Genomic DNA, 26,183 nt, shown 5'->3' with positions numbered 1-26,183 from the left:
GGATGACGGACGAACCTTCCGGGCGGGCCCCCTGGCTCGCCGCGCACCCCCGGCGAGGTTTCCTGCTCGGGGCCGGCGCGGTGCTCGCCGGATCGGGCGCGCTCGCGGCCGCGCTTTCCCGTCCCGCGCCCCCGGTGGCGCGGGACGGGTTCGGCGCGGACTGGCTTTTCGGGCCGTACACCGCGGGCAGCACCGATCCGGACTTCGACGACAGCGCGATGGCGCTGGTTTCGGTGCCGCACTGCGTGGTTCCGCTGTCCTGGCAGGACTGGGACCCGTCGGACTGGCAGCACGTCTGGGTGTACCGGCAACATTTCCTCGCGCCCGCGCAGCTGCGCCGGAACCGGGCGTTCCTCCAGTTCGACGGGGTGCTCAGCGCGGCGACCGTGTACCTCAACGGCCGCCGCGTCGCGATGCGCAGCGGCGGTTACCTGCCGCTGCGCTGCGAGGTCACCGGCCTGCTGACCGACAAGGACAACGTGCTCGCGGTGGTCGTCGACGGCCGCTGGCAGCAGAACACGCCGCCGGATCTGCCGGAATTCCCGCACCCGACGGCCATCGATTTCTATCAGCCGGCCGGGCTGTACCGCGAAGTCCGGCTGACCGGCGTGCCGCAGACGTATCTGTCCGATGTGTACGCGCAGCAGATCGCCGTGCTGACGCCGAACCGCGAGGTGCTGCTGCACTGCACGGTGGATTCGGCCAAGGCGGTCAAAGGCCCCGTTCGGCTTACCGCCACGCTCAGCCAGCACGGTGCGGAAGTCGCGTCCTCCTACACCGATCTCACCGGCCTGCCGAAGGGCGACACCCAGGTCACGGTGTCGTTGCAGGGCCTCGACGCGGTGCAGCTGTGGGACCTGGACGATCCGGCGTTGTGCGACATTCTCGTCACGCTCGCGGTCGACGGCCGGAAAGTGCACACCTACCCCGTGCGCACCGGATTGCGCGACGCTCAGTTCACTGTGGACGGTTTCCGGCTGAACGGGCGGCCGCTCAAGCTGTTCGGGCTCAACCGGCACCAGTGGTACCCGTTCGTCGGCGGCGCGATGCCGGACCGGGTGCAGCGCCGGGACGCTCAGCTGCTGAAAGAAGAGCTGAACTGCACGATGGTGCGCTGCTCGCACTATCCGCAGGCGACCGCGTTCCTCGACGCCTGCGACGAACTCGGCGTCCTGGTGTGGGAGGAACTGCCGGGCTGGGACCACGTCGGCGACACCGCGTGGCAGGAGCTGGCGGTGCGCGACGTGCACGACATGATCGTGCGCGACCGCAACCATCCGTCGATCATCGTGTGGGGCACCCGGGTGAACGAGACGCTCGGCCAATACGCGCTGTACGGGAGAACCGACCAGCTCGCCGCGGAACTCGACCCGATGCGGCCGTGCACCGGCGCGGTCGCGGGCGAGCGCGGTTACGTTTCGCCGCTGTACCCGGTGAAAGCGGCCGGCGGGGTGTTCTCGTTCAACGACTACAGCCGCCCGCGTCCGCCGGGTTCGCCGCCTCCGCTGCGCCCGCCGCGGCGAGGGGTTCCGTACCTGGTCAGCGAAGCGATCGGCACGCTCGTCGGCTCCGCGTACTTCCGGCGGACGGATCCCCCGGCGGTGCAACGGGAACAGAGCATGCTGCACGCCTGGGTGCACGACCACGCCGCGTCCGATCCGCACTACAGCGGCCTGCTGGGCTGGTGCGGTTTCGACTATCCCTCCGGCTGGTACCACCACTATCGCGGCGTGAAATACCCCGGCGTGATGGACTTCTTCCGGATCCCCAAACTGGGCGCGGCGTTCTACCGGGCGCAACGCGATCCGTCCCGCGGCGCGGTGATCGAACCGGCCTTCTACTGGGATTTCGGCCCGGGCTCCCCGCCGGGCGGGCCGGGTCGCGACGCGATCATCTGGTCGAACTGCGAGGTGCTGGTGGTGACTGTCGCGGGCAAGCGTCCGGTCACCGTGCACCCTGATCGCGCCCGGTTTCCGCACCTGGCGTATCCGCCGTTCTCCGTGGATCTGCGGGTGAACGGCCGAACGCGCCCGGAGCTGACCGTCGAAGGCCGGATCGGCGGGCAAACCGTGCTGCGCAGGCGATTCAGCGCGGATCCGGCGTACGACACGATCGCGGTGACCGCCGACGACGACCAGCTCGTCGCCGACGGCGCGGACACCACCCGGGTCGCGTTGCGCTTGCTCGATCGCTACGGCGCTCCGCGGCCGCATGCGCGCGGAGTGCTGGCGGTCTCGGCGACGGGGCCCGGCGTGCTGATCGGTGACCCCTACCTGGACTTCGGCGCGCTCGGCGGTGCGGCCGCGGTGTGGGTCCGCTCGATGCGCGGCACCCCCGGCACGATCACCGTGAGTGCCACGCATCCGTTCGTCAACACCGGAAGCGCCACGATCGAGTTAGTCTGAGGTCACCACACGACCGGGACCTGCGAAACCCCGCCGGTGAGCCGGTTGGAGCGCACTTCCAGCTCGTCCGCGGGCACGGCGAGGCGGAGGTTCGGGAAGCGGCGGAACAACGTCGTGAACACCACGCGCAGCTCCGTGCGGGCGAGGCTGGCTCCGATGCAGAAGTAGCCGCCGTAGCCGAAAGCGATGTGGGAGTTGGGTTTGCGGTCCGCGTCGAACTCGTGCGCGTCGGCGAACACCGCCGGGTCGCGGTTGGCCGACGCGGTCGAGATCATCACCGCGTCGCCGCGCGGGATCCGGACGCCGCCGATCTCCACGTCCTCGTGCGCGTACCGGAGCAGCCCGAGCCCGCCAGGCGCGGACATCCGCAGGATCTCCTCGACGGTGGCGTGCACGCGCGCATCGGGGTCGGCGGCCAGCGCGTCGCGGCGGGCGAGGTCGGTGAGCAGGAACAACACGCCGAGGTCGATCCGGTTCGACGTGGTCTCGTGGCCGGCGAACAGCAATCCGGCGGCGAGCCTGCCGAGGTCGTCGTCGGTGAACGTCGGGTCGTCGGCCTGCGCGGCGACCAGGTCCGAGACGACGTCCTGGCCCGGGTCGGCGCGTTTCGCGTCGGCGAGGCCGGACATGTAGGCGGTGAACTCGGTCATCGCCACCTCGGCGTCGCCGCCGCTGTCGAGCACGCCGATGCGGTCGGAGAGGTCGCGGAACTTCTCGCGGTCTTCGTACGGGACGCCGAGGAGTTCGCAGATCACCAGCACCGGCAAGGGGAACGACAGGTGCTCGTGCAGATTCGCCGGCGAGCCCGCGGCTTCCATCCCGTCGAGGCAGCGATCGGTCAGTTCCTGGATCCGGCTGCCGAGGCGGCGCATCCGGTTCGCCGAGAACGCCGGGACGAGCAGGCGGCGCAGCCGGGCGTGCTCCCGCTCCTCGGTCTCGAAATCGCCCTGCGGCCCGTTGAGCACCGCGGCGTCGGAGACCGTCGAGGCGTCCTCGGGATGCGGGTGGGAACGGCCGAAGCGGTTGTCCGCGAACACTTCCCGGGCCTGCTCGTACGCGGTGACGAGCCAGGCCGGGTCGCCCGCCGGGGTCGTCACCGGGACGATCGGGCCTTCGCGGCGCAGGACTTCGTACAGCGGCGCGATGTCCAGGACGTTCGGCCTCGCGAACGGCAGCTGGGTGGGGGTAGACATGCGGGGTCCTCCTCGGGTCAGCCCGCCCGCGTGCGCAACGACGCGAGCCAGTCCTGTTCGTTCTCGGCGCGACGCTGCACCTCGGCCAGCACGAGCCGGCTCCACGGATCGGCCTGCCCCGCGCCGAGCTTGGCGAGCCGGTCCCGCTGCGCCGCGACGGCGGCCTGGCGGGCGTCCAGCACGCGCAGCCGTTCCTCCGGGGTGAGCCTGCCGAATCCCGCCAGCCGCGCCAGGAACTCGGCCGGATCGCCCGCCAGCTCCGGCGGCAGGTCGGCGAGCAGATCGTGCAGCAGCTCCCGCCCGACGTCGGTGATCGTGTACACGTGCCGCGGCGGACGGCCCTCCTGCGGCTCGGCGGTCCGGGTCACCGCGCCTGCCTCGGCGAAGCGCCGCAGCGCTGGGTAAAGCGAGTTGTTCGACAGCGTGCGGCCGCTGGATTCCTCGATCTGCTTGCGCAGTTCGTAGCCGTGCCACGGCCGCTCGGCGAGCTTCGCGAGCAGGAGCACGTCGGTCCACACATAGGTCACCGTAACCTAGGGTCCGGTGAGCGGGCAACGTCCGAACGGCGGATGCCGGAAGAAGATCTCCGGCCCGTTTTTTGTCGGTGTCTCCCGATACGGTGCTGTTCGACCGATCCGGAGGGGGATCTCCTGTGACCGACCACGTCCGCTACGGCCTCTACTTGCCGCCTTTCGGCCCGTTCGGCGATCCGGCCGCCTTGGTCGACCTGGCCGTCCGAGCCGAAGCCGCCGGCTGGGACGGAGTGTTCCTGTGGGACCACGTGGTGCCCGCGATGCCACCGATCGCCGACACGTGGACCACCCTCGCCGCCATCGCCCAGGCGACCAGCACGGTCCTGCTGGGCCCGATGGTCACGCCGCCGAGCCGCCGCCGCCCGTGGCTCCTGGCCCGGCAAGCCGCGACGCTCGCCCGCCTGTCCCGCGGCCGGTTGATCCTGGGAACCGGCATCGGCTCCGACGAAACCGGCGACTTCAGCCGCTTCGGCGATCCGTCCTCGCCCGCCGAACTGTCGTCGCGGACGGACGAGGCGATGGAGATCATCCGCGCGATGTGGGCCGGGGAGGCTTTGCGGCACGAGGGCTCGCATTACCGGGTGTCCCTCGATGCCGCTGACCCGGAGCCGTACCCCATTCCGGTGTGGACTGCCAGCACGACCCAGCATGAGCGCGTTCTCCGGCGTGCCGCGGGGAGCGACGGGATTTTCCCGCTTCCTGGGCCTCAGCCGTTGCCTCCTGTGGAGCTGGCCAGCCTGGTTGCTCGAGTACAGCCGTCGGACCGTCCCTACGAGGTTGCGGTGTCCGGCAACGCGAGCCCGGCGTGGGAGGAACCGGCCACGGTGGATCTCGCGGCGCTCGCGGAGGCGGGGATGACGTGGTGGATGGAATCGCTGATCCACTTCGATCCGCTGGACCTTTCGCTGAAGATCGTGGACGCCGGACCGCCTCGGATCGGGGGTTGACCGGGCAGAGCTTTGCTTGCGGCGGCGGGGTTCGCGCTGTGCGGGTGCCTGTCGGATCGAGGTGTGGCCGAGCCAGTTGAGCTCTCCCGCAACGGCCGCCCGACCACACCCACGGGAGCGCAGCAACCGCCTCGAGGCGCGGCCGAGCCAGGTGGGCTCGCCCGCAGCAACCAAGCCCGCCCCGCCTGACCACACCCACCGACCGCAGCAGCCGCATCGAGGCGTGGCCGAGCCAGCCGGGCTCGCGCGCAAGCAGTCGAACCGGCGCCGCCGGACCGGGCGCGAGTAACCGGGCCGGAACAGAGGTGTTGCGGTAGAGCCGAGCCGGTTGAGCTTGCGCGCGGTCGCCGAATCCCGCGCCACGACAGCCGGACCGAGGCGCAGCCGAGCCAGTTGGGCTGCGCACGGTAACCGGATCCGTGCCGTCGGGGAATGCCCGCGCGGGCAGCGACAGATCGGGGCCATCCGAGCCAGCCGGGCGCGGAAGCGCTTTCCACCGCGCCGAGGGACAACCGCGCCCCTCGGTTGAGGCACAGCCGAACTCGGCAGCGAGTGTCCTCGTGCGCGGCAACGAAATCCGCTCAGCACCTCTCCCACCCGACCCCCGCCACTGCCGCTGCCAGCGAGAAACTCCCCCGCCGCCGCCGAATTATCTTTCCCGCCACCGTTCCCGGCCCGCACACCAGCGATCCCCCGCAGTTGCCTGATCGTTCAACCACCGCCCGCCCGCCGGTCGTCCCCCTTCGGCGGCTTCCCTCGGCCGCTCGGGAGAGCTACGGTGGAGGGTGGTTGAGCCTCCAGCCACCGTGTGATTCGTCCCGCGCGCCGGGATGCCCGGTGCCGGCCGGTCCGGCATTCCGCCGCAGCCCTGTGCGCGGCTCAGAGAGAGTGCCGTGATGACCGCCGCGCACATTGCCCGACTGCCCGCGCTTCCCTCGGACCCGACGGGGATGCTTCGGCTGCGCGTGGGCCACCCCGCTCCGGGGACCGCCGTCGTCGAGGTTTCCGGGGAGGTCGACCTGGCCACCGCGCCCCGGCTGGCCGAGGTCGTCGAGGCGCGGCTGCGGAGCACCGTCAGCCTGGTGATCGTCGACCTGCGCCGGACGACCTTCCTCGGCGTCGCGGGGCTGCGCGTCCTGATCCGGTTGAAGCTGCTGGCCGCGGGAGCGGACAAGGACTTCTACGTCGACCCGGGCACCGCCCCCACGGTCCGGCGGCTGTTCTCACTCTTCCCCCTGGACTGCGTGCGGTCCGGCGCCGCCGAGGGGCTCACCGAGATCCCGCTGCCCCGGCCCGCCGGGACGGCTTGACCGTCCACTGAGGACACAGTGAGCCACGGGCCGAGGCACACGCGCCCGGACCGCACAAAAACTCCGGGCTCACGTCGCCCAGCAGATCCCGGAATCGGCGGACAACGAACCACGGACGTCCGCGGAAAGACTCCGCGCTCACGTCATCCAGCAGGTCCCGCAAGCGGCGGACAGCGGACCGAAGCTCACGCGTCCGCGTCGCGGCGAACCACAGGCCGAGACTCACGCGTCCGGGTCGCGGAAGTCCTCCGGGCTCACGTCGTCCAGCAAGTCCCGGAAGCGGCGGATCTCGTCCTCGGTCGCCTCGGCCGGTTCCTCCAGGTCGGCAGCCGCGTCGAGAGCGGTTTCGTCGCCCGCCGCCACCGTCACGTCGACCGCTGCCTCGTCGAGCACCGCTTCCGCGACTTCCAGCGGGGCATGCGTGCGCAGGCCGATCGCGATCGCGTCGCTCGGGCGGGCCGAGACGCGCGCGCCGCCGGACAGGACGAGGTCCGCGTGGAAGATGCTGTCCAGCAGCTGGGTGATCTCGACCCGTTCCACGCTCTGGCCCAGCGCCGCCAGCACCTCGATGATCAGCTCGACCGTCCCCGGCCGCGCGGACACGACGTGCTCCTGCGCGGCGGCCAGTTCCTGCGCTTCCGGCGCGCCGATGGTGATGGCGAGCCAGCGGCGCGAGCCGGATTCCTCGCGCAGCAGCACGACCGGCGCCGACTCCTGCGCCACCACGGCCAGTCCCTGCACGCGCACCTGCACCATGGGGGTCACCCCGCTTCCGAAAAGGTCCTCCCTGCTGACTACCCAACGTCCGGCGTTTTGTCACGCGAAATCGCCGCGCGCATCACGCCGGATTCACCCGGGCAGCCGGCGCGGACCGGCACGAGCCCGCCGTAAACGTGCCGCGGCGCACAAACCGGAATCCCTGGCGCACGTGTCGATCGGGCCTCGTCTGGGTATGCGGGAGCCATGAACGACGAGGGACCCGGCAGCCGCGCCAGCGGCGGCATGCCAGCCGTGGACCGTTTGCTCGACGAGGTGATCGAGCTGCGGCTTCCGGCGGAGACTTACCAGATCCCGCTTGTCCGCATGCTCGCGCAGGCGGTCGCCGCGCGGGCCGATTACGGGCTCGACGCCATCGCCGACGCCAAGATGGCGGTCGACGAGGCGTGCGCCCAGGTTGTTTCGACGGCCGCCCCCGGGGCGGCGATGACCTGCCAGTTCACTGTCTCGCCCGAAGGGATCCGGTTCACCGTCAAGACGCGCACCCAGCAGCCGGAGCCGCCGAGCGAGCGAAGTTTCGGCTGGCACGTGCTGACCACGCTGGCCGCGAACGTGTCCGCGCGCTGCGTGCCGGACGCCGCCGACGACGGGTACGCGCTGACCCTCGACCTCGACCTGCACCGGGAGGCGAGCGGGTGAACCAGCAGCCCGTCACCCGCCACCGTGACGAATACGCGCACACCGCGCCGCTGTTCGAGGAGCTCGCCGCTCTGCCCGCCGACGACGGGCAGCGGCCGCGGCTGCGCGAACAGCTCGTCACCGAATTCCTGCCGGTCGCCGAGCACATCGCGACCCGGTTCACCGGACGCGGCGAACCCCGCGAGGACCTCGTCCAGGTCGCCCGGATCGGCCTGATCAACGCGATCGACCGGTTCACCCCGGACCGCGGCCCGGACTTCCTGTCCTTCGCCGTGCCCACGATCATGGGCGAGATCCGCCGGTACTTCCGCGACACCGGCTGGTCGGTCCGCGTGCCGCGGCGGCTCAAGGAACTGCACCTCGCGCTCAGCCGGGGTTCGGCGACCCTGTCGCAGACGCTCGGCCGCGCGCCGACGCCCACCGAACTGGCCGAGCACCTCGGCCTCGAGCTCTCCGAGGTCCACGAAGGGCTGGTCGCGGGCCACGCGTACCAGACCTTGTCGGTGGACAAGCCGGTGCACGACGACGCCGAACCGCTGCTGCTCGCCGACACGCTCGGCAGCGACGACCCGGAGATCGAGCACATCGAGAACCACGAGGCCCTCCAGCCGCTGCTGCGCGAACTGCCGAAGCGGGAGCGCGCGATCCTGGTGATGCGGTTCTTCGGCGGTCTCACCCAGACCCAGATCGCCGAGCAGGTCGGCATCTCCCAGATGCACGTGTCCCGGCTGCTGTCGCAGACTCTCGAACAACTGCGCGACAAGCTCACCGGCGACCCCTGAGCACGCCCGCGACGGGGGTCGCCCGACCGGGCTGGATCCCGTTGTCGCGCCCCTTCGGAGCTGCGACGATACGAGTCCGTCCAGCACTGAGGAGGGCCCGATGGCCTCGAGACTCAACCCGTACATCAGCTTCGCGGGCAACGCACGGGAGGCGATGGAGTACTACCACGACCTGTTCGGCGGCGACCTGGCGCTGAACACCTTCGGAGAGTCCGGCGCACCCGCGGACTCCGGCTACGCGAACAACATCATGCACGCGATGCTGGAGGGCGAGAACGGCTTCACGCTCATGGGCTCCGACGTGCCGCCCGGCATGGAGCACAACCCGGGCACGAACATCTCGATCAGCCTCAGCGGCGACGACGGCGACCTGCTGCGCCGCTGCTGGGAAAAGCTGTCCGACGGCGGAACGGTGGCGGTTCCGCTCGAAAAGCAGATGTGGGGCGACGAATTCGGCGCCTGCACCGACCGGTTCGGCATCTCCTGGATGGTCAACATCGGCCAGGCGGGCTGAGCCGGCCGGTCAGCTGTCCACCTCGACCTCGGCCCCCACCGGCAGCCGGTCGAAGAACAGCGCCGCGTCCTCGTCGGCGAGGTGGATGCAGCCGTGCGAGGGACGGTCGAGCGGCCCGGCGTGGAACGCGATGCCGCCCGGGGTGAAGAACACCGAGTTCGGCATCTCGTCGCCGTACTCGTCGCTGCGGTGGACGCGGTCCTTCCACGCCACCCGGAACGTCCCGACCGGAGTCGGCTGGCCAGGCCCGCCCGGCTCCATCGGGACCGACCGCACCGCCCTGCCGTTCTCCATCAGCCACGCGCGCCGCAGCGAGAGGCTCGCGCACGCACCGGTGACCACTGAGCACGAGGGGCTCGGCGGGGTGTGCCGCACCGGCGGCGTCGGCAGCTCCGGCGACGGCGCCAGCGGCAGCCCGGCAGCCTGGGCCTCCGGTTCCGCCGGCGCTCCGCACCCGGCCGCGACCACAGCCGCCCCGGCCAGCACGATCGCGACGATCTTCCCGCGCATCCGTCCGCTCCCGCCTTTCGCTCCCCTCTCCTCTACGGGCGAGCGGAGCGAAAGGTTGCGAACGACGACGAACTCGCGGTGGACGGATTTCGCGTCCGTCGCCACAGGCTGCCGGGGCCAGTGCGGATCGGCCTGCCCGGTCCGCGGTGAGCAGCCACGGGCTTCGTAGTATCGACGGCATGGCTGACGATGATGCGAGCGATCCCGCCGCTCGTCGCGGATGCGCTCACACAGGCACGCTCAACGCGCTTCGCGAAGACCAGGTCGACCTCCGAGAAGAGATGCGACAGGGCTTCGCCTCGGTGAACGCCTCGCTCGGCCGGATCATCGAACTCCTCGACCGCGACAGCCAGTAGCCGCCGACCGGTCCCCACTGTCCATTCAGGACGCTTTACCTCCCAGAACCTTCTGCAGCGCCGCCCCGTCCGGCACCCCGAGCCCGGTGCACGCGTCCCAGCCGGCGGCGGCCGAGTACGCGCCGTTGCTGCCCTCGGTGATGTCGCGGAATCCCGGCTGCACCTTGCCCGCGCCGACTCCGGCGTACAGCTTGCTGTGCACCAGTCCGAAGCCGCTCCCGGCCGACTGCGCCAGCCTCGCCAGCAGCGCTGACCACAGCGGCGAAACCGCGCTCGTGCCGCCGACGACGATCTGCTGTCCGTCGACCAGGACCTGGTACCCCGTCGCCGGATCCGCGTTGCCCGCCACGTCCGGGACGCCGCGACCCGGTTTTCCGTCGCCTGCCCGAGCGGGCACGCCCGCGGCTTGCTGGTAGTCCGGCACCGGGAACGCGTCGCTCACGCCGCCGCCGGTCGACCCGCCGCCGGAGGTGTTCCAGACCGTTTCCGAGTTCACTGTGGACGGTGGGGTCCCGTCGAGTTTGGTGCCGCCGCAGGCGAGCGCGTGCGGGCTCGACGCGGGGAAATCGACGTGCTGTGCCCCGTCGGTCTGCCCGTCGGCGCTGCCGTTGTCGCCGGACGCGCAGCACACCGTCACGCCGAGCGCCGCGGCGTCGGCGAACGCCTGGTCCATCGCGGTGCGGGCCTGCGGCGTCCACTGGTCCTCGGACTGGCCCCAGCTGATGCTGACCGCGACCGGGGTCGGCGTCGCGTGCACCGCGGTGCTCACCGCGTCCAGGAAGCCCTGGTCGGTGTTCGGCGCGAAGTACACGACCTGCGCGGCTCCCGGGGCGAGCGCGCCGATCACCTCGATGTCGAGCAGCACTTCCCCGTCGGCCGAATTCGGGTCGCCGGTCGGCGCGTTCTTGCCGCCGTCGACCCCGGCCGCGGTCACCTTCGGTTCGGTGATCTTCAAGCCGGCGAAGTACTTCTGGAGATCCTCCGGCTTGTATCCCCCGCCGAGTTCGATGACCGCGACGGTCTGCCCGGTGCCGTCGGCGTCGGCCGGGAACCCGTACAGCTGGCCGACTTGGTCCGGGGTGTAGCCCTGTCCGGCGGCTTCCTTGTGCAGCCGGAACATCGCCCGCGCCTGCGGCCGTTCGTCGAGGCCGAGCACGGCGACGACGACGTCCCCGAGCGAGGCGGGCACTTCCAGTTCGCCGGTGCGCGCGGCGAATTCGCCAGCCTCGCCGTGGCGGACCCGGTTCAGTTCGGTCTTGAACGCGGCCGTCATCGCCCGCGCCGGGCCCCGGACCGAGACGCGGCGCGATCCGGCGTGCGTGTCGGTGACGGTGAGCCCGGCATCGGTGAGGACGGTGCGCACCAGGTCGAGATCGTCGGCGCTGGCCCCGTAGCGGTCGGCGAAGTCCTCCGGGGCGAGCGGCTCGCTCAGCGCGGCCACATCCAGTTCGGCGCGGCGCCGCAGGACGACGGTCGCGGTGACGGTGGCGTCCGCGTCGAGCGGGCCGAGCACCTCGGCTTCGGCCAGTGCGGGACGCAGACTTCCGGACAACGATACCCATTGTGATTCTGTCATCACTCAATGGTGAACCCCTTTCGGCTGGTCCACCACCGTCGTATCCCCCGTCCGGAGGCAAAACCTGTCCGGTTTTCTGTCGACCCGATGACCGGGACCGCGGATGCCGCGGCGCGCGGGCGCGCGCACAGTGTCTCCATGAAACGGATCCTGATTCTGGGCACGGCCGCCGTGCTCACGCTGGGCGCGGTCACCGCGTCGAGCAGCGCCGAGGGCGACCTGGCCGCGCACGGCTGGGTCGGCACGTGGGCGGCGTCGCCCGCGGCCGCGGTGGCGAACACGCCGCAGGGGTATCCGAACTACTCGATCCGCAACGTCGTGCACACCAGCGCCGGCGGGAATCAGGCCAGGGTAAGGCTTTCCAACGCCTTCGGCACCGCGCCGCTCACCTTCGGCCACGTGACGCTCGCCGTCGCCGCCGACGGTCCGCGCGCGGCCGGCGGCACGATGCGCACGCTGACGTTCGGCGGACAGTCCACTGTGGTCGTTCCGCCCGGGGCCGAGGTGCTGAGCGATCCGGCCTGGCTGCGCGTTCCGGCCGACGCCGACCTCCTCGTGACCACGTACGTGCCGACGCCGTCCGGTCCGGTCACCTACCATCCGCTCGCCCAGCAGACGTCGTTCTTCACCCGCGCCGGCGACTTCGCGGCCGAGGAGTCCGGCGCGTCCTTCACCGAGCAAACCGCGGTGTGGCACTACGTCAGCGAGGTCGACGTCCGCGGGCCCGCGCGCGGCACCGTCGTGACGCTCGGCGATTCGATCACCGACGGCGCGCACTCCACGCCCGGCGCGAACCGCCGCTGGCCGGACCTGCTGAGCGACCGGCTGCACGGGCGGCTCGGCGTCCTCAACGCCGGGATCAGCGGCAACCGGCTGCTGCTCGACGGCGGCACCTCGGGGCGCAACGCCCTCTCCCGGCTCGCCGGCGACGTGCTGACCAGCGGAGACGTCCGTACGCTGATCGTGCTCGAAGGCATCAACGACATCCAGCAGAACCCGCACCAGACCGATCCGGCGATGATCGTCTCCGCGCTGCGGCAGGTCGTCGCGCAGGCCAAGGCGCAGGGCATCCGGGTCATCGGCGGCACGCTGACGCCGTTCAAGGGCTGGAAGATCTACGACCCGACGCTGGAGAAGACCCGGCAGGCGGTGAACGCGTTCATCCGGACCAGCGGGATCTACGACGGCGTCGTCGACTTCGACGCTGCCGTGCGCGATCCCGCCGATCCGCTCGCGATGCTCCCCGCCTACGACTCCGGCGACCACCTGCACCCGAACGACGCCGGGTACCAGCGGATGGCCGACGCGGTGCCGCTCACTCTGCTGTGACCGGCACCAGAGGTTTGCGCGGGAACGCCAGCACCGCAAGGAGACTGAGCACGCCGACGCCCACCATGTAGAGCGACACGTACAACGACGTCCCGGTCGAACTCTGGAGCGCGGCCGCGATCAGCGGGGCGAACCCGCCGCCCAGCACCGCGCCCACGGCGTAGGCGAACGACGATCCGCTGTAGCGGAACCGGGATTCGAACAGCTCCGAGAACAGCGCCGACTGCGGTCCGTACGTCGCGCCGAGGCCGACGTTCAGCACCACCACCGCGACGATCAGCAGCCACGGCTGTGCGGTGTCCACGAGCAGGAAGAACGGGATCGACCACACGACCAGCAGCACGGAACCGGCGAGGTAGACGGGTTTCCGCCCGACCGAGTCCGACCAGATCGCCGCCGCGACGATGCTCACCAGCCACACGACGCTGCCGACGATCACCACGACCAGCATCGTCGTGCTGGGCAGCTTCAGCACCGAAGTGCCGTACGACAGCAGGTAAGCGAAGAAGATGTAGCCCAGCGCGGTGTTCGCGATGAAGCTGACCGCCGCGGCGAGCACCTGCTTCGGCCGCGCGCGCAGCACCTCCACGATCGGCAGCCGGCTCCGCTCGCCGCTGCTGCGCAGCTTCGCGAACACCGGGCTTTCCTCCACGCGCAGCCGGATCACCAGCCCGACCGCCACCAGCACGAGGCTGACCAGGAACGGGATCCGCCAGCCCCACGACCGGAAGTCGTCCGGAGACAGCGAGTTGTTCACCGCGAAGAACACCAGCTGCGCCAGAATCAGCCCGGCCGGGACACCGATCTGCGAGAAGGACCCGTACCGGCCGCGTTTGCCCTCGGGCGCGTGCTCGACCGCCATGAGCGCCGCGCCGCCCCATTCGCCGCCCGCCGAAACCCCTTGCAGCACCCGGAGAACGACGAGCAGCACCGGCGCGATGACGCCGGCCTGGTGGTAGGTCGGCAACACGCCGACGCCCGCGGTCGCGAGCCCCATCAGCACCAGCGAGGCGACCAGCATCGCCTTGCGCCCCACGCGGTCGCCGAAGTGGCCCCAGACGATCCCGCCCAGCGGCCGCGCGACGAACCCGACCCCGAGCGTCGCGAACGCGGCGAGCGTGCCGGACGCCGGGGAAAGCGACGGGAAGAACAGCTTGTTGAAGACCAGGGCGGTCGCCGTGCTGTAGGCGAAATAGTCGTACCACTCGATGGTCGTCCCGATCGCGCTGGCGAGCGCCACCCGCCGGATCCGCCCCGCCGTGTTCACTTCCTGCTCAAGCACCACTGCCGAGCCCCCTTCTCGTTCAGGCGCGTCATCTTGGCACGGCGGATCCCCTCCGGTCGACCACCGGAAGGCGGGCGCTTCAGCCGCCAAGCAGGGTCAACGACAACCGCGAGTCCGCGACCGCTTCCACCGCGTGCGGCATCGACGGCGGAAGGTGCACCAGCCCGCCCGGCCGCAGGTCGACGGTCTGGCCGACGGCGGTGAGCCGGAGATGCCCGTCGAGGGCCTGCAACAGGAGCGCGCGGGGTGCGCGGTGTTCTTTGAGGACGTGGCCCTGCTCGAACGCGAGCACGATGACCCGGACGCCGTCGGCGTCGAGCACCGTGTGGTGGCCGAGTTTTCCCTCCTCGACCGGGGCGAGGGCCAGCAGATCGTCGAGCACCTTCGGTGCGGGTTCGCTCATGGGGCCATTCTCGCGGAAACTCGGTTCCTCCCGTGGACGGAACGTGGACGCCGGACCGGGCCGGCAGCGAACCCGAACCCGTTCCGGCGCCCACGGCCGCCTGGCTGAGCTGGCAGCTTCGGCTCCAGCGAGCCGCCCGCTGAGAAACCGCCTAGCCTGCCTTTGCGATCAACTCGTCCGCCACCCACTGCGCGACCCCGGCCGGGTACGGCGTGGACAGCCCCAGCACGACGTGACTGAACCCGGCCTCCAGCGCCTCCCCGATCGCCGCCCGGGTGAGAGCGGGGTCGTCGTAGGACACCGGCAGGTGGATCGAGCGCGTGATCTCCGCCGGGTCGCGGCCGATTTCCGTGCAGTACTCGTTCAGCATCGCGTTGCGTTCGACGGCGTCCGCGATGTCCCCGCCCGGGATGTTCCAGACGTCGGCATGCTCGGCGACCACCCGCAGCGTCGCACGGGCCCGGCCGCCGATGACGAACGGCGGATGCGGGCGCTGCACCGGCTTCGGGTTGCCGAACGCACCGGTCAATTGGACGTGTTCGCCGGCGAAATCGAACGGCTTGTCCTCGGTCCACAGCTTCCGGATCACGGTGCACGCCTCGGCGAACCGGCCCACCGCGTCGCCGGTTTCCAGGTACGGCAGGCCGTGCGCTTCGTACTCCCGGCGAGCCAGCGGATGGCTCGGCCGGGAGCCGACGCCGATGCCGAAGTCGAGCCGTCCGCCGGACACGACGTCGACGGTCGCGGCGATCTTCGCCAGCATCGCCGGCGGGCGGAATCGGTTGCTGGTCACCAAAAGCCCGAGCCTGAGCCGTTCGGTCTGCGCGGCCAGCGCCGAAAGCAGCGTCCAGCCTTCGAAAATCGGGCCGTCCAGTTCTCCGGCGATCGGCAGGAGATGGTCGAACAGCCAGGCGTGCTCGATAGCCGGGATCGCGTCCGCCTCACGCCAGACCTGCTGGAGCGCGGCGTAGCTGGTCTGCATCGGCGCGGTCATGATGCCGAACTGCGGCTTCGTGGTCATCGCGGGAAGTCCTTTCACTCGTGTGATTCGACGCGGCCGAGCGGGCTGGCTTCGACGCCGGTCCAGCTGTCGTCGCCGGGAATGAGCGCGCTGCGGAGATACGCCGTGGTCAGCCGCTGTTGCAGCGCGACGCGTTCGGGGTGTTCGTCGGTGGTTTCCTTGGCCTCGTAGCCGGAGATGCCGCCGAGCGAGTGCTCCGCGCCGAAGAGCGTCAGCAGGCTCTTCTCCCCCGGGCTGAGCCGGTACGCGTCGGTGAACCAGTCCGGGCCGCGCACGGACAGCATCGAGTCGTCCTGGTCGCCCGCGACGATCAGCGCGGGCGCCTTCAGTCCGGTGAAATCCGGGCTCATGAACGGGAAATGCTCGGCAGCGAACGGCGACAGGTCCGCGCCGCCGACGCCGGTGACGGCGAACAGCACCCCGGCAGACACCCGCGAATCGGACAGATCCTCGCCGACGCTGCCGTCCGCCTCGACGATGCGCGCGCCCAGCAGCATGCTCGCCGACTGCGCGCCCCAGGAGTGCCCGGCGACGGCGATCCGGCTGTGGTCGACCCGCCCCGCCAGCCCGGGCAGCGCCGCTTCGACGGTGTCGAGCTGGTCGATGACGTGCCGCAGATCCTCGACCCGCAACCGCCAGATGACCGGCGTGCGCGGGTCGTCCGCGGGCAGCGCGCGGGTCCGCGAATCGAGGTGAGTCGGTTGCACGACAACGAATCCGTGCGCGGCCCAGTAGTCGGCGAGCGGGCCGTAACCGTCCAGGGACGAGCCGAAACCGTGCGAGAACACGATCACCGGCAGGTCCTGCCCGGCAGCCGGGGCGGACACGCGCACCAGCAGGTCCTCGCCGCGGCCCGGCGCGTCGAGCCGCACCGGCTTCACCGAGACGGCCGGAGCCGGGAGCTGTACAGCGGACATGGGAATACCTTCTTTCGCCATCCGGGCACGAAAGGGTGTGGTGGCCGAGGGCCCGGTCTGGCATCATGAGCAAACGGAACGTTGCTCCGGTAACTATACGGAACACTGTTCCGCTTGTCTACCGGCGGCATGCGGAGGGAGCGGCACGTGGGCGAGAACGCGGGGGCCCGGGCGAAACGGGCGGACGCCCGGCGCAACGAGAAAACCCTGCTCGACGCGGCGGCGGCGGTGTTCGTCGAGTCCGGAGTGGACGCGCCGGTGCGCGACGTCGCGACCAGGGCGGGCGTCGGCGTGGGCACGATCTACCGGCACTTCCCCACCCGCGCGGACCTGATCATCGCGGTCTACCGGCACCAGGTCGAAGCGTGCGCCGACGCGGGGCCGAAGCTGCTGGCGGACAACGCGTCCCCGCACGCCGCGCTCGCGCAGTGGATCGACCTGTTCGTCGACTTCCTCATCACGAAGCACGGGCTGGCCGGGATCATGCAGTCCGACCACAGCGGGTTCGAGGCACTGCATGCGTACTTCCTCGAGCGGCTGGTCCCGGTGTGCACCGAACTTCTCGACGCCGCCACGAAGGCCGGGGAAATCCAGACCGACCTGGAGGCAGTGCACCTGATGCGCGGCGTCGGGAACCTGTGCATCGGCGCGGAAGCCGACGACAGCTACGACGCGCGCCGGCTGGCGGGGCTGTTGATCACCGGCCTGCGCAACGCCGGGTGACCGCTACCGTGCCGGAATCTTGACCTCGTCCGGACGCCGTTCCGGCCGCAACCCCCGCCACGCCGTGTGCCGCAACCGCCCGTCCCCCGGGGTGAGGCGGCGGTACACCACCTCGCCGACCACCTCCGGGTTCAGCCAGTGCGCGCCGCGCGCCCGGTCCCGCGGCACCTGGTCGGCGAACGGGCTTGTCTTGCGCTCCAAGGGAACCAGCTGCGCCTGAAGGTCTTTGAGCATCGCGTCGGTGAAGCCGGTGCCGACGTCGCCCAGGTACCGCAGCTCCCCCGACTCCGGGTCGTGCGCGCCCAGCAGCAGCGCGCCGATCGTGCCCTCGCGCCTGCCCTGGCCCGCGCGCCAGCCGCCGACGATCACCTCGGTCGTCTGCACCAGCGGATGCTTGAGCCAGTCCGGACTGCGCCGTCCCGGGTGATACCGCGACGTGCGGGCCTTCACCATCAAGCCTTCGAGCATCATTTTCCGCGCGACGTCCAGCAGACCGGCCGGGGTCATGCCGTCGGCGGCGAGATCGCGGTGCCGGTACCAGGGCGTGATCGCGACCAGCTGCCGGTCCGGCGGTTCGATCTCGGCGAGCCGCTCGCGGCGTTCCTCGTACGGCGCGTCGAGCAGGCTTTCGCCGCCGAGGCTCAGAAGGTCGAAGGCGAAGTACGCGACCGCCTGCCAGGTGCGGTTCTGCAGGAGCCCGAAGTCGGGGCGGCCGTGCTCGTCGAGCGCGACGATCTCGCCGTCCAGCACCGCGGGCCGTCCCCCGAGCGCGTCGCCGAGCGCGCCGGCCAGCTGCGGGAACCTGGTGGTGAAGTCGTTGTCGTTGCGGCTGGTCAGCAGGGTGCTTCCGTCCGGGGCGACGCGCATGGTCGCCCGGTAACCGTCCCATTTGAACTCGTACGCGTACGCCGGGCCGTCGCGCAGCGTGCCGCCGTCGGGCGACGCCAGCATCGGCTCGATCGCGGGCGGCATGCCGCCGGCCACTTCGGACATTCGGGCACCTCCGCGCACCACCGTAAGCCGAACCGCGCGGATCCGCCGCCGTAAGATGGCCGGGTCCACGACGGAGGGGGCCGGGACCGGTGCCGAGCAAGGATTTCGAACGGATCATCCGCAAGCTGCGCGAGGTCGAACGCGGCAGCGGCCGCGACTACACGTCGTTCAGCGTGCGCGGAAAGCGCTTCGGCTACCACTGGCCGCGCACGGACACGGTCGGGCTCAAGCAGACCATCGCGGAACAGCAGGCGCTCGTCGCCGAACGGCCGGACGTGTTCGAGGAGCAGTTCACGTCCGGCGGATTCGGCTGGGTGGTGGTGCAACTGAGCGGCATCGAGGCCGACGAACTGGCCGAACTCGTGTACGAGGCGTGGCGGCTGTCGGCTCCCGAGGACCTGGCGGCCGAGGTTCCGCTGCCGCAGCTCTGACTATCCGGCATGCCCGGTAACACGGCACCGGGCCACGGCGATCTTCTTCGTGTTCAGGCGGAGGGGGTCTGCGGTGTCGCGGCGGTCAGTGCAGGTGCTGGTGGCGTTCGGCGTGCTGGCCGTGGGGGTGTTCCTGGTGTGGCAGCCGCTTTTCGCCGCCGGACCCCGTCGCGAGTGCGTCCCGGGCCAGGACTCGCCCCCTTCGTGCGGCCCGGCCTACGCCGACCCGGCGGAGTGGGGCAAGGCGCTGGTCGGCGGCGCGGTGCTGGCGCTGCTGTACCTGCGCTATCTGGCCGACCGCAAACAGGTTCTCTGACCTCGGCGTCCACATCGGACAGTCCACACAGGACAGTGCGCGGGTCTTGACGTGCGTGAGGGGAACCCTGAAGGAATCTGATTCCCTGAGGGTTCCCCTCACGAACGTCTGCGCACCTAAGCGCCAGGACTCACCAGGGGTTGTTGTCCTGCTCGTCCGGGTCGATGCCGCCCGGACGGCGGCCCGGCGGCGGCGCAGCGGGCCCGCCCGGTGCGGGCGGCGACGCGGGCGGACGGGCCGCTCCGCCTGCCGGGGGCGGCGACGCGGGCGGCTCCGGCTGCTCGTCCGGGGCGTCGGTTTGGTCGGCCGGGTCCGGGTCGGGGTCCGGGAAGCGGTTGCGGAGCGAATCGAGCATGACGGCGCGCGTGTCCGGGTCCTCGTCGCCGAGGCTGCGGCCCATGACCTCGGCCACCCGGTCGGTGATGCCCGACTGCGCCTTGCGCATCGTCTCGAGCACCATCCTGGAGAGCTCCTCCGGCGGGATGGTGCGCGTGCGGGAACTGAACACCAGGTCCGACACGACCCCGTCGGCCCCGACGGTGACCTTGACGGTCCCGTCCGGGCTCGTCGCGGTCAGCCGCAGCTGCTCGGTTTCCTGCTGGGCCGCCGCGTAGCGCTCCGCTTTGCGGGCGAACCCGGCCGCCCATTCGTCCATTCGCCGGATTGCGTCGTCGGGGTCCCTGATCAGGTCGCCCAGCCCACCCGCGCTGGTCATGCTTTTCGTTCTCCTCGAATCCCGTCACCCGCGCCGCTGCGGGCGGGTCTAGTCCTCGCCGCGACGGGCGGGGCCGTCCGTTGACGGTACCCGCCCGCCGCCGCGCCGCGAGAGCGCCACCGTTTCGTTACGTCTCGTCCGGCGCGACGTCGACCCGTTCCTTCGGCTGCAACGGTTCCGCGCTCTCGTACCGCGCCTCCGCGGGCATGGCGTCCCGGGTGAACGGCACGTTCTGCCCGGTCGGGGCCTGCACGCCGCCGACCCGGAAGCGCTCCTTGACCTCCCCGCTGTCGGTCTTGCTGAGCATCCCCTCGGTCGCCACCTTCTTGAAGGGCTTCGACTGGCCTTCGTCGCCCTCCTGGTAGGACTTCGCGGCCGTCCGCACGTTGTCCGCGGTCGCCTGGACGCCCTCGATCGCCCCGCTGATGGCTTCCTTCGCCTTCTCGCCGGTCGGGTTGATGATCGGCGGCAGGAACGCGCACAGCAGCCCGTACGCGTCGTCGGACATCGCGTAGTCCGCCGCCTGCGCCGCGGTGTTCAGCCGGTCCACCAGGCCGTCCAGGTGGCTCGCGTGCGCCACGAGGTCGTCGGGTTCTACGCGGAACCCCTGTGCGCCTCCGCTCATCGCCGCCTCACTTCCAGTCCTTGTTCTTCCAGTCGCCGATCACCGGCGGGGCGACGACCTCGTCGGGTGCGAAGAACGACGGGTCGTCCGCCTCGACGAAGCTCGCGACCTTGTGTTCCTTGTCCTCCGGGCCCTTGCCGCCCTTGCCGCCGCCCATGGCTCCCATGCCGGGAGCGCCGGCCGCGCCCTTGCCGCCCGCGGCTCCCGAACCGGAACCGCCGCGCCCGGCGACGCCCTCCTCGGCCGGGCCGGAACCGCCCGCGCCGCTGAACGCGCCTCCGGAGCCCGGGCCGCCCTTCGCGCCGCCGAGCCCGCCCGCGCCGCCGCCGAGCCTGCTGCTGATGCTCTCGCCGTTGACGCCGCCGACCTTGCCGATGCCGCCGAGCTTCTCCCCGCTCGGCCCGGTGCCGCCGCCCGGGAACAGCGGTTTGCCGTCCGGGCCGATCTTGCCGGGGTTGAACGGCTTGATCCCGCCGGGGCCCTCGGGGATCGAGGGCTTGAACGGCTGCGGCTTGTACGGGTTCGACTTGTACGGGTCGCCGTCCTTGCCGGTCGGCACGGTCGGCATGGTCGGGATGGGCGGCTGGGTGAAGGCCGGGCCGCCGCCCGGGTTGCCGCCGCCGGGGATCGGCGGGATGTTCGGCGGGGTGAAGGTCGAGCCGCCGGGCCCGCCGCCGCCCGGGATGGGCGGGATGTTCGGCGGGGTGAAGCCCTGCGCCTTCGTCGAACCGGGGTCGCCCGAACCCGGGATCGGCGGGAACGACCCGCCGGGGCCGCCGCCGCCCGGGCTTCCGCCGCCGGGGCCGCCCTCCGGGATCTTCAGCGACGCCGGGTCGAACCTGTGCTCGGGCTGCTGCCCGCCGGGTCCGCCGGTGACGCTGCCCGGGCCGCCGCTTCCGCCGCCGTACGGCTTGCCGTCCGGTCCGATCGGCCGTCCGTCGGGACCGATCGGCTGCCCGTTCGGGCCCACTGTGGTCCCCGCCGGGCCGATCGGCTTGCCGTCGGGGCCCAGCGGGCGCCCGTCCGGTCCGATGAGCTGCCCGTTCGGGCCGACCGTGGTCCCGGGCGGGCCGATCGGGTTGCCGTCCGGGCCGATCGGACGCCCGTCCGGGCCGACCCGCATCCCGCCCGGAGCGCCCGCGCCCCCGCCGGGCTTCATCGGGGTGCCCTGGATCGTGGGCCGAAACCGCTCCGTCTCGGCGGGCAGCTTCGGCGGTTCGGCGAACCGCGGCGTCGCCACCGCGCCGCCGATGGTCTGGTCGTACCGCGTCATGATCTGCGCGGCCTGCTCGCGGGCGGCCTGCTGGTCGGTGAAGGTCTTCATCGCCGAGGAGTAGGCCAGGACGTACGCGGTCGGGTCCTTGATCGTCATCAGGACCTTGTTCGCGTCCTGCGCCGAGAACTGCACCGGCGGGTTGGCGTTCATCGCCTTCTGCGTCTCGTTGAGCGCCTGCGAGTGCACCTCCTGCTGGCGCCCGGTGAGCGTCGCGCCCTGCGCGGTGGTGCCGAGCCACTTGCCCACGTTCGCGAGGTGCACGCGCGCCGCGTCGCCGGCGTCGCCCTTCCAGTTCGAGGTGCTCGCGTTGATCGCGTCGCCGAGGTTCTTCTGGTGCGTCGCCAGTTCGTTGCCGAGGCTCACCCACGCCTCCGACGACTCGGCCACCGCGGCCGGGTCCGCGTCCGTGGTGATGGCCTGGATCATCTGCTCGTGCGTCGCGTTCTTCCAGTCGGTGCTCGGCGCGGCGCCCGGATCGCGCATCTCGAGGTCTTTGCCGAGATGTTTCTTCGATTCTTCCAGGTTCCGCTGGTACATCGCCTGGATCAGCTGGTCGCGCGCCTTGCCCTGGACGTTCGGCAGCAGCCAGCCGTTGAAAATGGCGTCGATCTTGGTCGTCGCGTCCTCGCGCAGCTGGTCGCCCGAGGCCACGTCGTCCGGGCGGACCGGGCCGATGTAGTACTTCGACGACGGGTCCAGCGTCGGGTTGTAGAGCGCGGTGTTGCCCGGGTCGTAGTCCGTCGAGGACGGATCGGAGACCGACTCGGCGGTCGGTGCTTTCTTGTCGGCCACTGGTCTTCCCTTCAGCCCTGTTCCTCGACGGTGCGGTGGATGCGCTCGAAGGCCTCCCGCGAGCTGTGCTCCCGCTCCTTGTAGTTCTTCTTCGCGAGCTTGATCGCCTCGACGTAGGTCGGGAACTCCCGGTGCGCCGCCTGCAGCTGGGTGACCAGGCCCTGCTGGTCGCGCGCGGTCTCGGCCATGTGCTTGCTGACGAACATCCCCGCCGGGCTCTTCGACATCGCCGGGACCCCGGCGATCTTCTCGATCAGGTGCACGTGCGCCTCGAGCGCGTCGAGCACGCCCTGGAGCGCGGCGATCATCTTGTCGCCGGTGCTGTCGTCCACCGCGAACGATCCGCGCTCGGCCAGCGTCTTCAGCTGGCGCGCGGGCAGCGAGAAGCCCACCGGGGCCACGGGGGCCGTCCTCGCTTCCATCGCCATCGGTGCCTCGTCGGTCATCGGGACCTCGTTCTCCTCGTGAACTGTCGCCGCTTGCAAGGGGGGAATGATCAGTAAACCTCGGAAACCGCCTGCTGCACGGCGCGCTTGAGCTCGCGGCTCCCGGCGGGCACGTACTCCGCGGTCAGGTCGCCCGCCTCGCTGACGGCCGACTTGATCAGGTAGCGGCCGTCGGCGGTGTCGAGCCACCCGATCGGGGCGCCGCCGCGCCGCTCGCCGTGGCGGCCCCAGCCGCTCACCGCGATGTGCCCGCCGCCGAGCCGCGGCTGCGCCAGCACGCGTTCGAGCACCTCGACCCCGCCGGGGGCGGTGCGGGAGACCCGCGGGTCCGGGCGGCGCGGCTGCACGCGCCCGCTGACCTCGATCATCCCGAACGCGTCGGTCTCTTCCTCGTCCTCGGCCGCCTCGGCCCGCCGGCGCGCGGTCATCGCGGAGACCTCCTGCGAGGCCGCCTGGCGGATCGTGTGCGCGCCGGTGCTCGCCGGGCGCGCCTGGGGCAGCACGCCGGCGATCACCTCGACGAGCTCCTCGTCGTCGAAGAGGGAGAACAGCAGCTCGTCGGTCTTCGGGTCCTGGGTGATCCCGAGCGCCTGCCTGCCGTCGGTGAGCGCGACCACCGCGATGTCCGCGCCGAGCCCGTCGATCCCGCTGACCGCGACCGACACCCGCGGCTTCGCGAGCAGGTCGAAGGCGGTGCGCACGTAGGGGCTCAGCTCGTCTCCGCTGGAGAGCCTGCGCGCCTCGATCGCGTCGTTGACCACCTTCGCGACCTGGACGTACCGGTCCGGTTCCGCGGGCACGGTACCGATCCGCAGCGGGAACTGGCGGATGTTCCCGCCGGTCGCCTCCCCGATCACCAAAGCTTCGACGACGTCGAGAACGAACTCGAACCTGTCCGCCATCCCGAGGGCATCCTTCCCACAGCCGGGTCGGGCACGGCCGCTCCGGCACCCTTGCGAGTGACGCCGAATTGCGTTGCCGTGCCTGGGATTCGCAATGGGGAAAGACTATCAGTCCGGCAGGGGGCGGTGATCACCACGGGGACGGCTGCCCCAATGTACCGAGGGCCATGTCCGAAGAGACACGACCTGCGGTTTCGCCACGCGCGCCGCTTGACGCGCGACCCGGAAGCGGCGGAAATTCCTTGATGCGAGAAAGCTGACAAAAGGCCGCCGCGGATCGCGGCGGCCCCTTGCGGTGCCCGGTTTTACCGAGTTGTTCGCCTGTTCTTCGCCCTCGTTTCGCCGGGCCGTCGCTCCACAGTGGACACGGGGTCAGGAGACTCCGCGCGCCCGTTCGATGTCCGGCGAGCGGTACATCCGCTCCGGGATGCGCGCGAGCGTCGACTCGTGCACTTGCGGCCCCAGTCCGTACAGCTTCTGGAAGCTCATGATCAGCGGCCGCCACGCGTCCGGGTCGACGTGGTCGTCGGTGCCCGGCGTGCGGATGTCGTCGTGCACGAACACCCGCTGCACGCGCACTTCCAGCCCGACGATGCCGCCGCGCTGCGCCTCGTCGTCCTCGGCGAACGGGTGCACGGATTCCAGCACCGCTTCCATCGCGACCGGGCACTCGGCGACCCGCGGCGGCGCGACCGTCTCGGACGGCACCGGCGTGAGCCCCGCGCGGCCGAACTTGTCCGCGACGTGGAAGTAGCCGCGCTCTTCCTTGCGCGGCGGCACCGGATCGGACCCGGTGGTCAGCGCCAGCCGGTCCACCGCGGCGGCCATCGCCGAGGACGGCAGGTTCAGCACGCATTCGCGCGTGCGCAGGAGGTTGAGCGTGGTCTTCGAGCGGGCGCCGAGGCCGAGCATCGCGCGCCAGCCGAGCCAGAACGCCGACGACATCGGGGCCAGGTTGGCCGAACCGTCCTCATTGGACGTCGAGAGCAGCACCACCGGGGTGCCGAAGTAGAGGATGCCGGGCTCGATCGCTGTGTGCGCGGGAAAAGTCGTGTTCACAGCGCCCAGTCTGGCCACCGCCGCCGGTCCGTCGCTGGCGGAAATCAGCCGTCGCTTTCCCGGCCCGGAAAAGCCGTGAAGGACTCCTTGGGGGAATCAGATTCCCGCAAGGAGTCCTTCACGGACGGTCAGGCGATTCCGGCGGCAGCGAGAGCGCGGCCGGTGAGGACGCGCGCGAGGTGCCGGCGGTACTCGGCCGTGGCGTGCGGTTCGTCCGGCGGCGAGGTGTCCTCCGCGGCCAGTTTCGCCGCCTCCGCCGCGGTCGCCCCGTCGGCCAGCGCGCGTTCGGTCGCCGACGCCCGCAGCGGCGTGCCGCCCATGTTGATCAGGCCGACCGAACGCCCGGCGACCGCGACGCCGACGATCGCCCAGTCGATGGCCCGGCGGGTGAACTTCTCGAAGCCCCAGCCCAGCCCGGCCTGGCTCGGCAGCCGGATCTCGGTGAGCAGTTCGTCCGGCTCCAGCGGCGTGGTGAACGGCCCGAGGAAGAACTCCGCGGCCGGGATCCGCCGCTCCCCCCGCGGTCCGCGCGCGACGAGCGTGCCGTCCGCCGCGAGCACCGCCGCGGGCAGGTCGGCCGCCGAGTCGGCGTGCACCAGCGACCCGCCGATCGTCCCGCGATGGCGCACCTGCGGGTCGCCGACCGAACCGGACACGTGCGCGATCAGCGGCGCGTGCTCGGCGAGCACCGGGTCGTGCTCGAGATCGTGGTACCGGGACAGCGCCCCGATCACCACCTCGTCGCCGTCGGTCCGGACGAACTTCAGCTCCCGCAGCGGCGCGATGTCCACCACGACCTCCGGCGCGGCGAACCGGAGTTTCATCAGCGGCAGCAGCGAATGCCCGCCCGCGAGCAGTTTCGCGTCCTCGCCGTGCTCGGCGAGCAGTGCGAGCGCCTCGTCCACAGTGGACGCGCGCCGGTAGGCGAACCCGGCCGGGATCACTGCGCCACCTCCTGTCCGGACGCGTCGATCACGGCGCTCACGATGTTGTGGTAGCCGGTGCAGCGGCAGAGGTTGCCCTCCAGCGCCGCGCGGGCCTCGTCGCGCGTCGGCTTCGGGTTTTCCTTCAGCAGCGACACGGTCGCCATCATCATGCCGGGCGTGCAGAACCCGCACTGCAGGCCGTGCTGCTCGCGGAACGCGCGCTGCACCGGGTGCAGCCCCTCGTCCCCGGCGAGACCCTCCACAGTGGTCACTTCGTGCCCGTCCGCCTGCGCGGCCAGCACCGTGCAGGACTTCACCGATTCGCCGTCGAGCAGCACCGTGCACGCCCCGCAGGACGTGGTGTCGCAGCCGATGTTCGTGCCGGTGAGGCCCGCGGTGTCCCGCAGGTAGTGCACGAGCAGGGTGCGGTCCGGCACCTCCTGCTCGACCGTCTTCCCGTTCACCTCGATCGAGACCCGCAC

28 protein-coding genes and 1 pseudogene are annotated in these 26,183 nt (G+C 71.3%); 11 read left to right on the top strand and 18 right to left on the bottom strand.

Features of this window, described 5'->3' with window-relative positions:
• Window positions 1-2 precede the first annotated feature (2 nt).
• On the top strand, window positions 3-2,405 hold the full coding sequence (locus tag EIZ44_RS00420; RefSeq protein ID WP_134727343.1) for a glycoside hydrolase family 2 protein: 2,403 nt from the start codon (window positions 3-5) through the stop codon (window positions 2,403-2,405).
• A gap of 2 nt (window positions 2,406-2,407) precedes the next feature.
• Here the strand turns inward: EIZ44_RS00420 and EIZ44_RS00415 are convergent, their stop codons facing one another.
• A complete protein-coding gene (locus EIZ44_RS00415) occupies window positions 2,408-3,598 on the bottom strand; it encodes a cytochrome P450 (protein ID WP_134661767.1) in 1,191 nt (396 codons plus the stop codon).
• A 17-nt stretch (window positions 3,599-3,615) separates the two neighbouring features.
• Window positions 3,616-4,125 carry a PadR family transcriptional regulator gene (locus EIZ44_RS00410; protein ID WP_107051004.1) on the bottom strand — a complete coding sequence of 170 codons (510 nt, stop codon included), beginning with the start codon at window positions 4,123-4,125 and terminating at the stop codon, window positions 3,616-3,618.
• A 125-nt stretch (window positions 4,126-4,250) separates the two neighbouring features.
• Between EIZ44_RS00410 and EIZ44_RS00405 the strand changes: the two genes are divergently transcribed.
• Both EIZ44_RS00405 and EIZ44_RS00400 read left to right on the top strand, forming a co-directional pair.
• Window positions 4,251-5,078 (top strand): LLM class flavin-dependent oxidoreductase, encoded by an 828-nt coding sequence (locus tag EIZ44_RS00405; RefSeq protein ID WP_134661768.1) that lies wholly within the window; start codon window positions 4,251-4,253, stop codon window positions 5,076-5,078.
• A gap of 896 nt (window positions 5,079-5,974) precedes the next feature.
• Complete coding sequence (locus EIZ44_RS00400; protein ID WP_240690536.1) at window positions 5,975-6,388, top strand: STAS domain-containing protein; 414 nt, start codon at window positions 5,975-5,977, stop codon at window positions 6,386-6,388.
• 222 nt (window positions 6,389-6,610) lie between these two features.
• On the opposite strand, the gene EIZ44_RS00395 is transcribed toward EIZ44_RS00400, so the two are convergent.
• Window positions 6,611-7,144, bottom strand: coding sequence for a bifunctional nuclease family protein (locus EIZ44_RS00395; RefSeq protein ID WP_037811381.1), 534 nt, complete (start codon window positions 7,142-7,144; stop codon window positions 6,611-6,613).
• A 207-nt stretch (window positions 7,145-7,351) separates the two neighbouring features.
• On the opposite strand from EIZ44_RS00395, the gene EIZ44_RS00390 reads away from it, so the two are divergent.
• From EIZ44_RS00390 to EIZ44_RS00380, 3 genes are all read left to right on the top strand, one after another.
• Entirely contained in the window at window positions 7,352-7,804 is a 453-nt protein-coding gene (locus tag EIZ44_RS00390; RefSeq protein ID WP_037811379.1) for an ATP-binding protein, read from the top strand.
• On the top strand, window positions 7,801-8,586 hold the full coding sequence (locus EIZ44_RS00385) for a SigB/SigF/SigG family RNA polymerase sigma factor (RefSeq protein WP_037811378.1): 786 nt from the start codon (window positions 7,801-7,803) through the stop codon (window positions 8,584-8,586). The genes EIZ44_RS00390 and EIZ44_RS00385 overlap by 4 nt, the downstream gene beginning before the upstream one ends.
• Before the next feature lie 100 nt (window positions 8,587-8,686).
• Window positions 8,687-9,100, top strand: coding sequence for a VOC family protein (locus EIZ44_RS00380; protein WP_037811377.1), 414 nt, complete (start codon window positions 8,687-8,689; stop codon window positions 9,098-9,100).
• Window positions 9,101-9,109: 9 nt separating this feature from the next.
• On the opposite strand, the gene EIZ44_RS00375 is transcribed toward EIZ44_RS00380, so the two are convergent.
• Window positions 9,110-9,610, bottom strand: a complete 501-nt coding sequence (locus EIZ44_RS00375; RefSeq protein ID WP_134727342.1) for a L,D-transpeptidase — start codon at window positions 9,608-9,610, stop codon at window positions 9,110-9,112.
• Between the two features lie 179 nt (window positions 9,611-9,789).
• Here EIZ44_RS00375 and EIZ44_RS44540 point away from each other — a divergent pair, with 179 nt between their 5' ends.
• The gene (locus EIZ44_RS44540) at window positions 9,790-9,966 is read left to right on the top strand and encodes a hypothetical protein (RefSeq protein ID WP_167753923.1); all 177 of its coding nucleotides are present in this window, start codon (window positions 9,790-9,792) and stop codon (window positions 9,964-9,966) included.
• A gap of 25 nt (window positions 9,967-9,991) precedes the next feature.
• Here EIZ44_RS44540 and EIZ44_RS00370 read toward each other — a convergent pair whose 3' ends face one another.
• Window positions 9,992-11,542: a S53 family peptidase gene (locus EIZ44_RS00370; protein WP_167753922.1), complete on the bottom strand. Its 1,551-nt coding sequence runs from the start codon at window positions 11,540-11,542 to the stop codon at window positions 9,992-9,994.
• A gap of 138 nt (window positions 11,543-11,680) precedes the next feature.
• Here EIZ44_RS00370 and EIZ44_RS00365 point away from each other — a divergent pair, with 138 nt between their 5' ends.
• On the top strand, window positions 11,681-12,871 hold the full coding sequence (locus EIZ44_RS00365; RefSeq protein ID WP_037811603.1) for an SGNH/GDSL hydrolase family protein: 1,191 nt from the start codon (window positions 11,681-11,683) through the stop codon (window positions 12,869-12,871).
• On the opposite strand, the gene EIZ44_RS00360 is transcribed toward EIZ44_RS00365, so the two are convergent.
• The 4 genes from EIZ44_RS00360 to EIZ44_RS00340 all read right to left on the bottom strand — a co-directional run bounded on the left by EIZ44_RS00360 (window position 12,858) and on the right by EIZ44_RS00340 (window position 16,497).
• Window positions 12,858-14,156, bottom strand: a complete 1,299-nt coding sequence (locus tag EIZ44_RS00360; protein WP_134727341.1) for an MFS transporter — start codon at window positions 14,154-14,156, stop codon at window positions 12,858-12,860. The genes EIZ44_RS00365 and EIZ44_RS00360 overlap by 14 nt on opposite strands.
• Window positions 14,157-14,235: 79 nt before the next feature.
• Window positions 14,236-14,559 (bottom strand): cupin domain-containing protein, encoded by a 324-nt coding sequence (locus EIZ44_RS00355; protein WP_134727340.1) that lies wholly within the window; start codon window positions 14,557-14,559, stop codon window positions 14,236-14,238.
• Between the two features lie 151 nt (window positions 14,560-14,710).
• Entirely contained in the window at window positions 14,711-15,580 is an 870-nt protein-coding gene (locus tag EIZ44_RS00345; protein WP_134727339.1) for an LLM class flavin-dependent oxidoreductase, read from the bottom strand.
• Between the two features lie 14 nt (window positions 15,581-15,594).
• The gene (locus EIZ44_RS00340; RefSeq protein ID WP_134727338.1) at window positions 15,595-16,497 is read right to left on the bottom strand and encodes an alpha/beta hydrolase family protein; all 903 of its coding nucleotides are present in this window, start codon (window positions 16,495-16,497) and stop codon (window positions 15,595-15,597) included.
• A 129-nt stretch (window positions 16,498-16,626) separates the two neighbouring features.
• Between EIZ44_RS00340 and EIZ44_RS00335 the strand changes: the two genes are divergently transcribed.
• Window positions 16,627-17,220, top strand: coding sequence for a TetR/AcrR family transcriptional regulator (locus EIZ44_RS00335; RefSeq protein ID WP_134727551.1), 594 nt, complete (start codon window positions 16,627-16,629; stop codon window positions 17,218-17,220).
• Between the two features lie 3 nt (window positions 17,221-17,223).
• Here the strand turns inward: EIZ44_RS00335 and ligD are convergent, their stop codons facing one another.
• Complete coding sequence (gene ligD, locus EIZ44_RS00330; RefSeq protein WP_134727337.1) at window positions 17,224-18,213, bottom strand: non-homologous end-joining DNA ligase; 990 nt, start codon at window positions 18,211-18,213, stop codon at window positions 17,224-17,226.
• 89 nt (window positions 18,214-18,302) lie between these two features.
• On the opposite strand from ligD, the gene EIZ44_RS00325 reads away from it, so the two are divergent.
• Both EIZ44_RS00325 and EIZ44_RS00320 read left to right on the top strand, forming a co-directional pair.
• Window positions 18,303-18,644, top strand: a complete 342-nt coding sequence (locus EIZ44_RS00325; RefSeq protein WP_037811366.1) for an MmcQ/YjbR family DNA-binding protein — start codon at window positions 18,303-18,305, stop codon at window positions 18,642-18,644.
• A gap of 73 nt (window positions 18,645-18,717) precedes the next feature.
• On the top strand, window positions 18,718-18,960 hold the full coding sequence (locus tag EIZ44_RS00320) for a hypothetical protein (RefSeq protein ID WP_134727336.1): 243 nt from the start codon (window positions 18,718-18,720) through the stop codon (window positions 18,958-18,960).
• A 130-nt stretch (window positions 18,961-19,090) separates the two neighbouring features.
• Here EIZ44_RS00320 and EIZ44_RS00315 read toward each other — a convergent pair whose 3' ends face one another.
• The 8 genes and pseudogenes from EIZ44_RS00315 to EIZ44_RS00280 form a co-directional block, all read right to left on the bottom strand.
• Window positions 19,091-19,675 carry a YbaB/EbfC family nucleoid-associated protein gene (locus EIZ44_RS00315; RefSeq protein WP_037811364.1) on the bottom strand — a complete coding sequence of 195 codons (585 nt, stop codon included), beginning with the start codon at window positions 19,673-19,675 and terminating at the stop codon, window positions 19,091-19,093.
• A gap of 325 nt (window positions 19,676-20,000) precedes the next feature.
• Window positions 20,001-20,300, bottom strand: a pseudogene (locus EIZ44_RS46060) (type VII secretion target); the annotation flags it as partial.
• Between the two features lie 7 nt (window positions 20,301-20,307).
• Window positions 20,308-22,368 (bottom strand): PPE domain-containing protein, encoded by a 2,061-nt coding sequence (locus tag EIZ44_RS00305; protein ID WP_134727334.1) that lies wholly within the window; start codon window positions 22,366-22,368, stop codon window positions 20,308-20,310.
• Between the two features lie 11 nt (window positions 22,369-22,379).
• Window positions 22,380-22,814 (bottom strand): hypothetical protein, encoded by a 435-nt coding sequence (locus EIZ44_RS00300; RefSeq protein WP_037811359.1) that lies wholly within the window; start codon window positions 22,812-22,814, stop codon window positions 22,380-22,382.
• 50 nt (window positions 22,815-22,864) lie between these two features.
• On the bottom strand, window positions 22,865-23,716 hold the full coding sequence (locus EIZ44_RS00295; RefSeq protein ID WP_134727333.1) for an ESX secretion-associated protein EspG: 852 nt from the start codon (window positions 23,714-23,716) through the stop codon (window positions 22,865-22,867).
• Between the two features lie 372 nt (window positions 23,717-24,088).
• A complete protein-coding gene (locus EIZ44_RS00290; protein ID WP_037811602.1) occupies window positions 24,089-24,775 on the bottom strand; it encodes a flavin reductase family protein in 687 nt (228 codons plus the stop codon).
• A 128-nt stretch (window positions 24,776-24,903) separates the two neighbouring features.
• The gene (locus EIZ44_RS00285; protein WP_037811355.1) at window positions 24,904-25,719 is read right to left on the bottom strand and encodes an FAD binding domain-containing protein; all 816 of its coding nucleotides are present in this window, start codon (window positions 25,717-25,719) and stop codon (window positions 24,904-24,906) included.
• The gene (locus EIZ44_RS00280; protein ID WP_037811353.1) at window positions 25,716-26,183 is read right to left on the bottom strand and encodes a (2Fe-2S)-binding protein; all 468 of its coding nucleotides are present in this window, start codon (window positions 26,181-26,183) and stop codon (window positions 25,716-25,718) included. Before EIZ44_RS00280 ends, EIZ44_RS00285 begins: the two co-directional genes overlap by 4 nt.

The sequence above is a fragment of the Amycolatopsis nivea genome, from assembly GCF_004522235.1.
Lineage (GTDB): Bacteria > Actinomycetota > Actinomycetes > Mycobacteriales > Pseudonocardiaceae > Amycolatopsis > Amycolatopsis nivea.
Note: the sequence above shows the minus strand (reverse complement) of the source record. Positions and strands in the feature narration are given on the sequence as shown.

Excerpts from the sequence above, each read along its gene's own strand:
- EIZ44_RS00420 (WP_134727343.1), top strand. The coding sequence starts at position 3 with ATGACGGACGAACCTTCCGGGCGGGCCCCCTGGCTCGCCGCGCACCCC.
- EIZ44_RS00415 (WP_134661767.1), bottom strand. The coding sequence starts at position 3,598 with ATGTCTACCCCCACCCAGCTGCCGTTCGCGAGGCCGAACGTCCTGGAC.
- EIZ44_RS00400 (WP_240690536.1), top strand. The coding sequence starts at position 5,975 with ATGACCGCCGCGCACATTGCCCGACTGCCCGCGCTTCCCTCGGACCCG.
- EIZ44_RS00395 (WP_037811381.1), bottom strand. The coding sequence starts at position 7,144 with ATGGTGCAGGTGCGCGTGCAGGGACTGGCCGTGGTGGCGCAGGAGTCG.
- EIZ44_RS00390 (WP_037811379.1), top strand. The coding sequence starts at position 7,352 with ATGAACGACGAGGGACCCGGCAGCCGCGCCAGCGGCGGCATGCCAGCC.
- EIZ44_RS00380 (WP_037811377.1), top strand. The coding sequence starts at position 8,687 with ATGGCCTCGAGACTCAACCCGTACATCAGCTTCGCGGGCAACGCACGG.
- EIZ44_RS00375 (WP_134727342.1), bottom strand. The coding sequence starts at position 9,610 with ATGCGCGGGAAGATCGTCGCGATCGTGCTGGCCGGGGCGGCTGTGGTC.
- EIZ44_RS44540 (WP_167753923.1), top strand. The coding sequence starts at position 9,790 with ATGGCTGACGATGATGCGAGCGATCCCGCCGCTCGTCGCGGATGCGCT.
- EIZ44_RS00370 (WP_167753922.1), bottom strand. The coding sequence starts at position 11,542 with ATGACAGAATCACAATGGGTATCGTTGTCCGGAAGTCTGCGTCCCGCA.
- EIZ44_RS00365 (WP_037811603.1), top strand. The coding sequence starts at position 11,681 with ATGAAACGGATCCTGATTCTGGGCACGGCCGCCGTGCTCACGCTGGGC.
- EIZ44_RS00355 (WP_134727340.1), bottom strand. The coding sequence starts at position 14,559 with ATGAGCGAACCCGCACCGAAGGTGCTCGACGATCTGCTGGCCCTCGCC.
- EIZ44_RS00345 (WP_134727339.1), bottom strand. The coding sequence starts at position 15,580 with ATGACCACGAAGCCGCAGTTCGGCATCATGACCGCGCCGATGCAGACC.
- EIZ44_RS00340 (WP_134727338.1), bottom strand. The coding sequence starts at position 16,497 with ATGTCCGCTGTACAGCTCCCGGCTCCGGCCGTCTCGGTGAAGCCGGTG.
- EIZ44_RS00335 (WP_134727551.1), top strand. The coding sequence starts at position 16,627 with ATGCGGAGGGAGCGGCACGTGGGCGAGAACGCGGGGGCCCGGGCGAAA.
- ligD (WP_134727337.1), bottom strand. The coding sequence starts at position 18,213 with ATGTCCGAAGTGGCCGGCGGCATGCCGCCCGCGATCGAGCCGATGCTG.
- EIZ44_RS00315 (WP_037811364.1), bottom strand. The coding sequence starts at position 19,675 with ATGACCAGCGCGGGTGGGCTGGGCGACCTGATCAGGGACCCCGACGAC.
- EIZ44_RS00300 (WP_037811359.1), bottom strand. The coding sequence starts at position 22,814 with ATGACCGACGAGGCACCGATGGCGATGGAAGCGAGGACGGCCCCCGTG.
- EIZ44_RS00295 (WP_134727333.1), bottom strand. The coding sequence starts at position 23,716 with ATGGCGGACAGGTTCGAGTTCGTTCTCGACGTCGTCGAAGCTTTGGTG.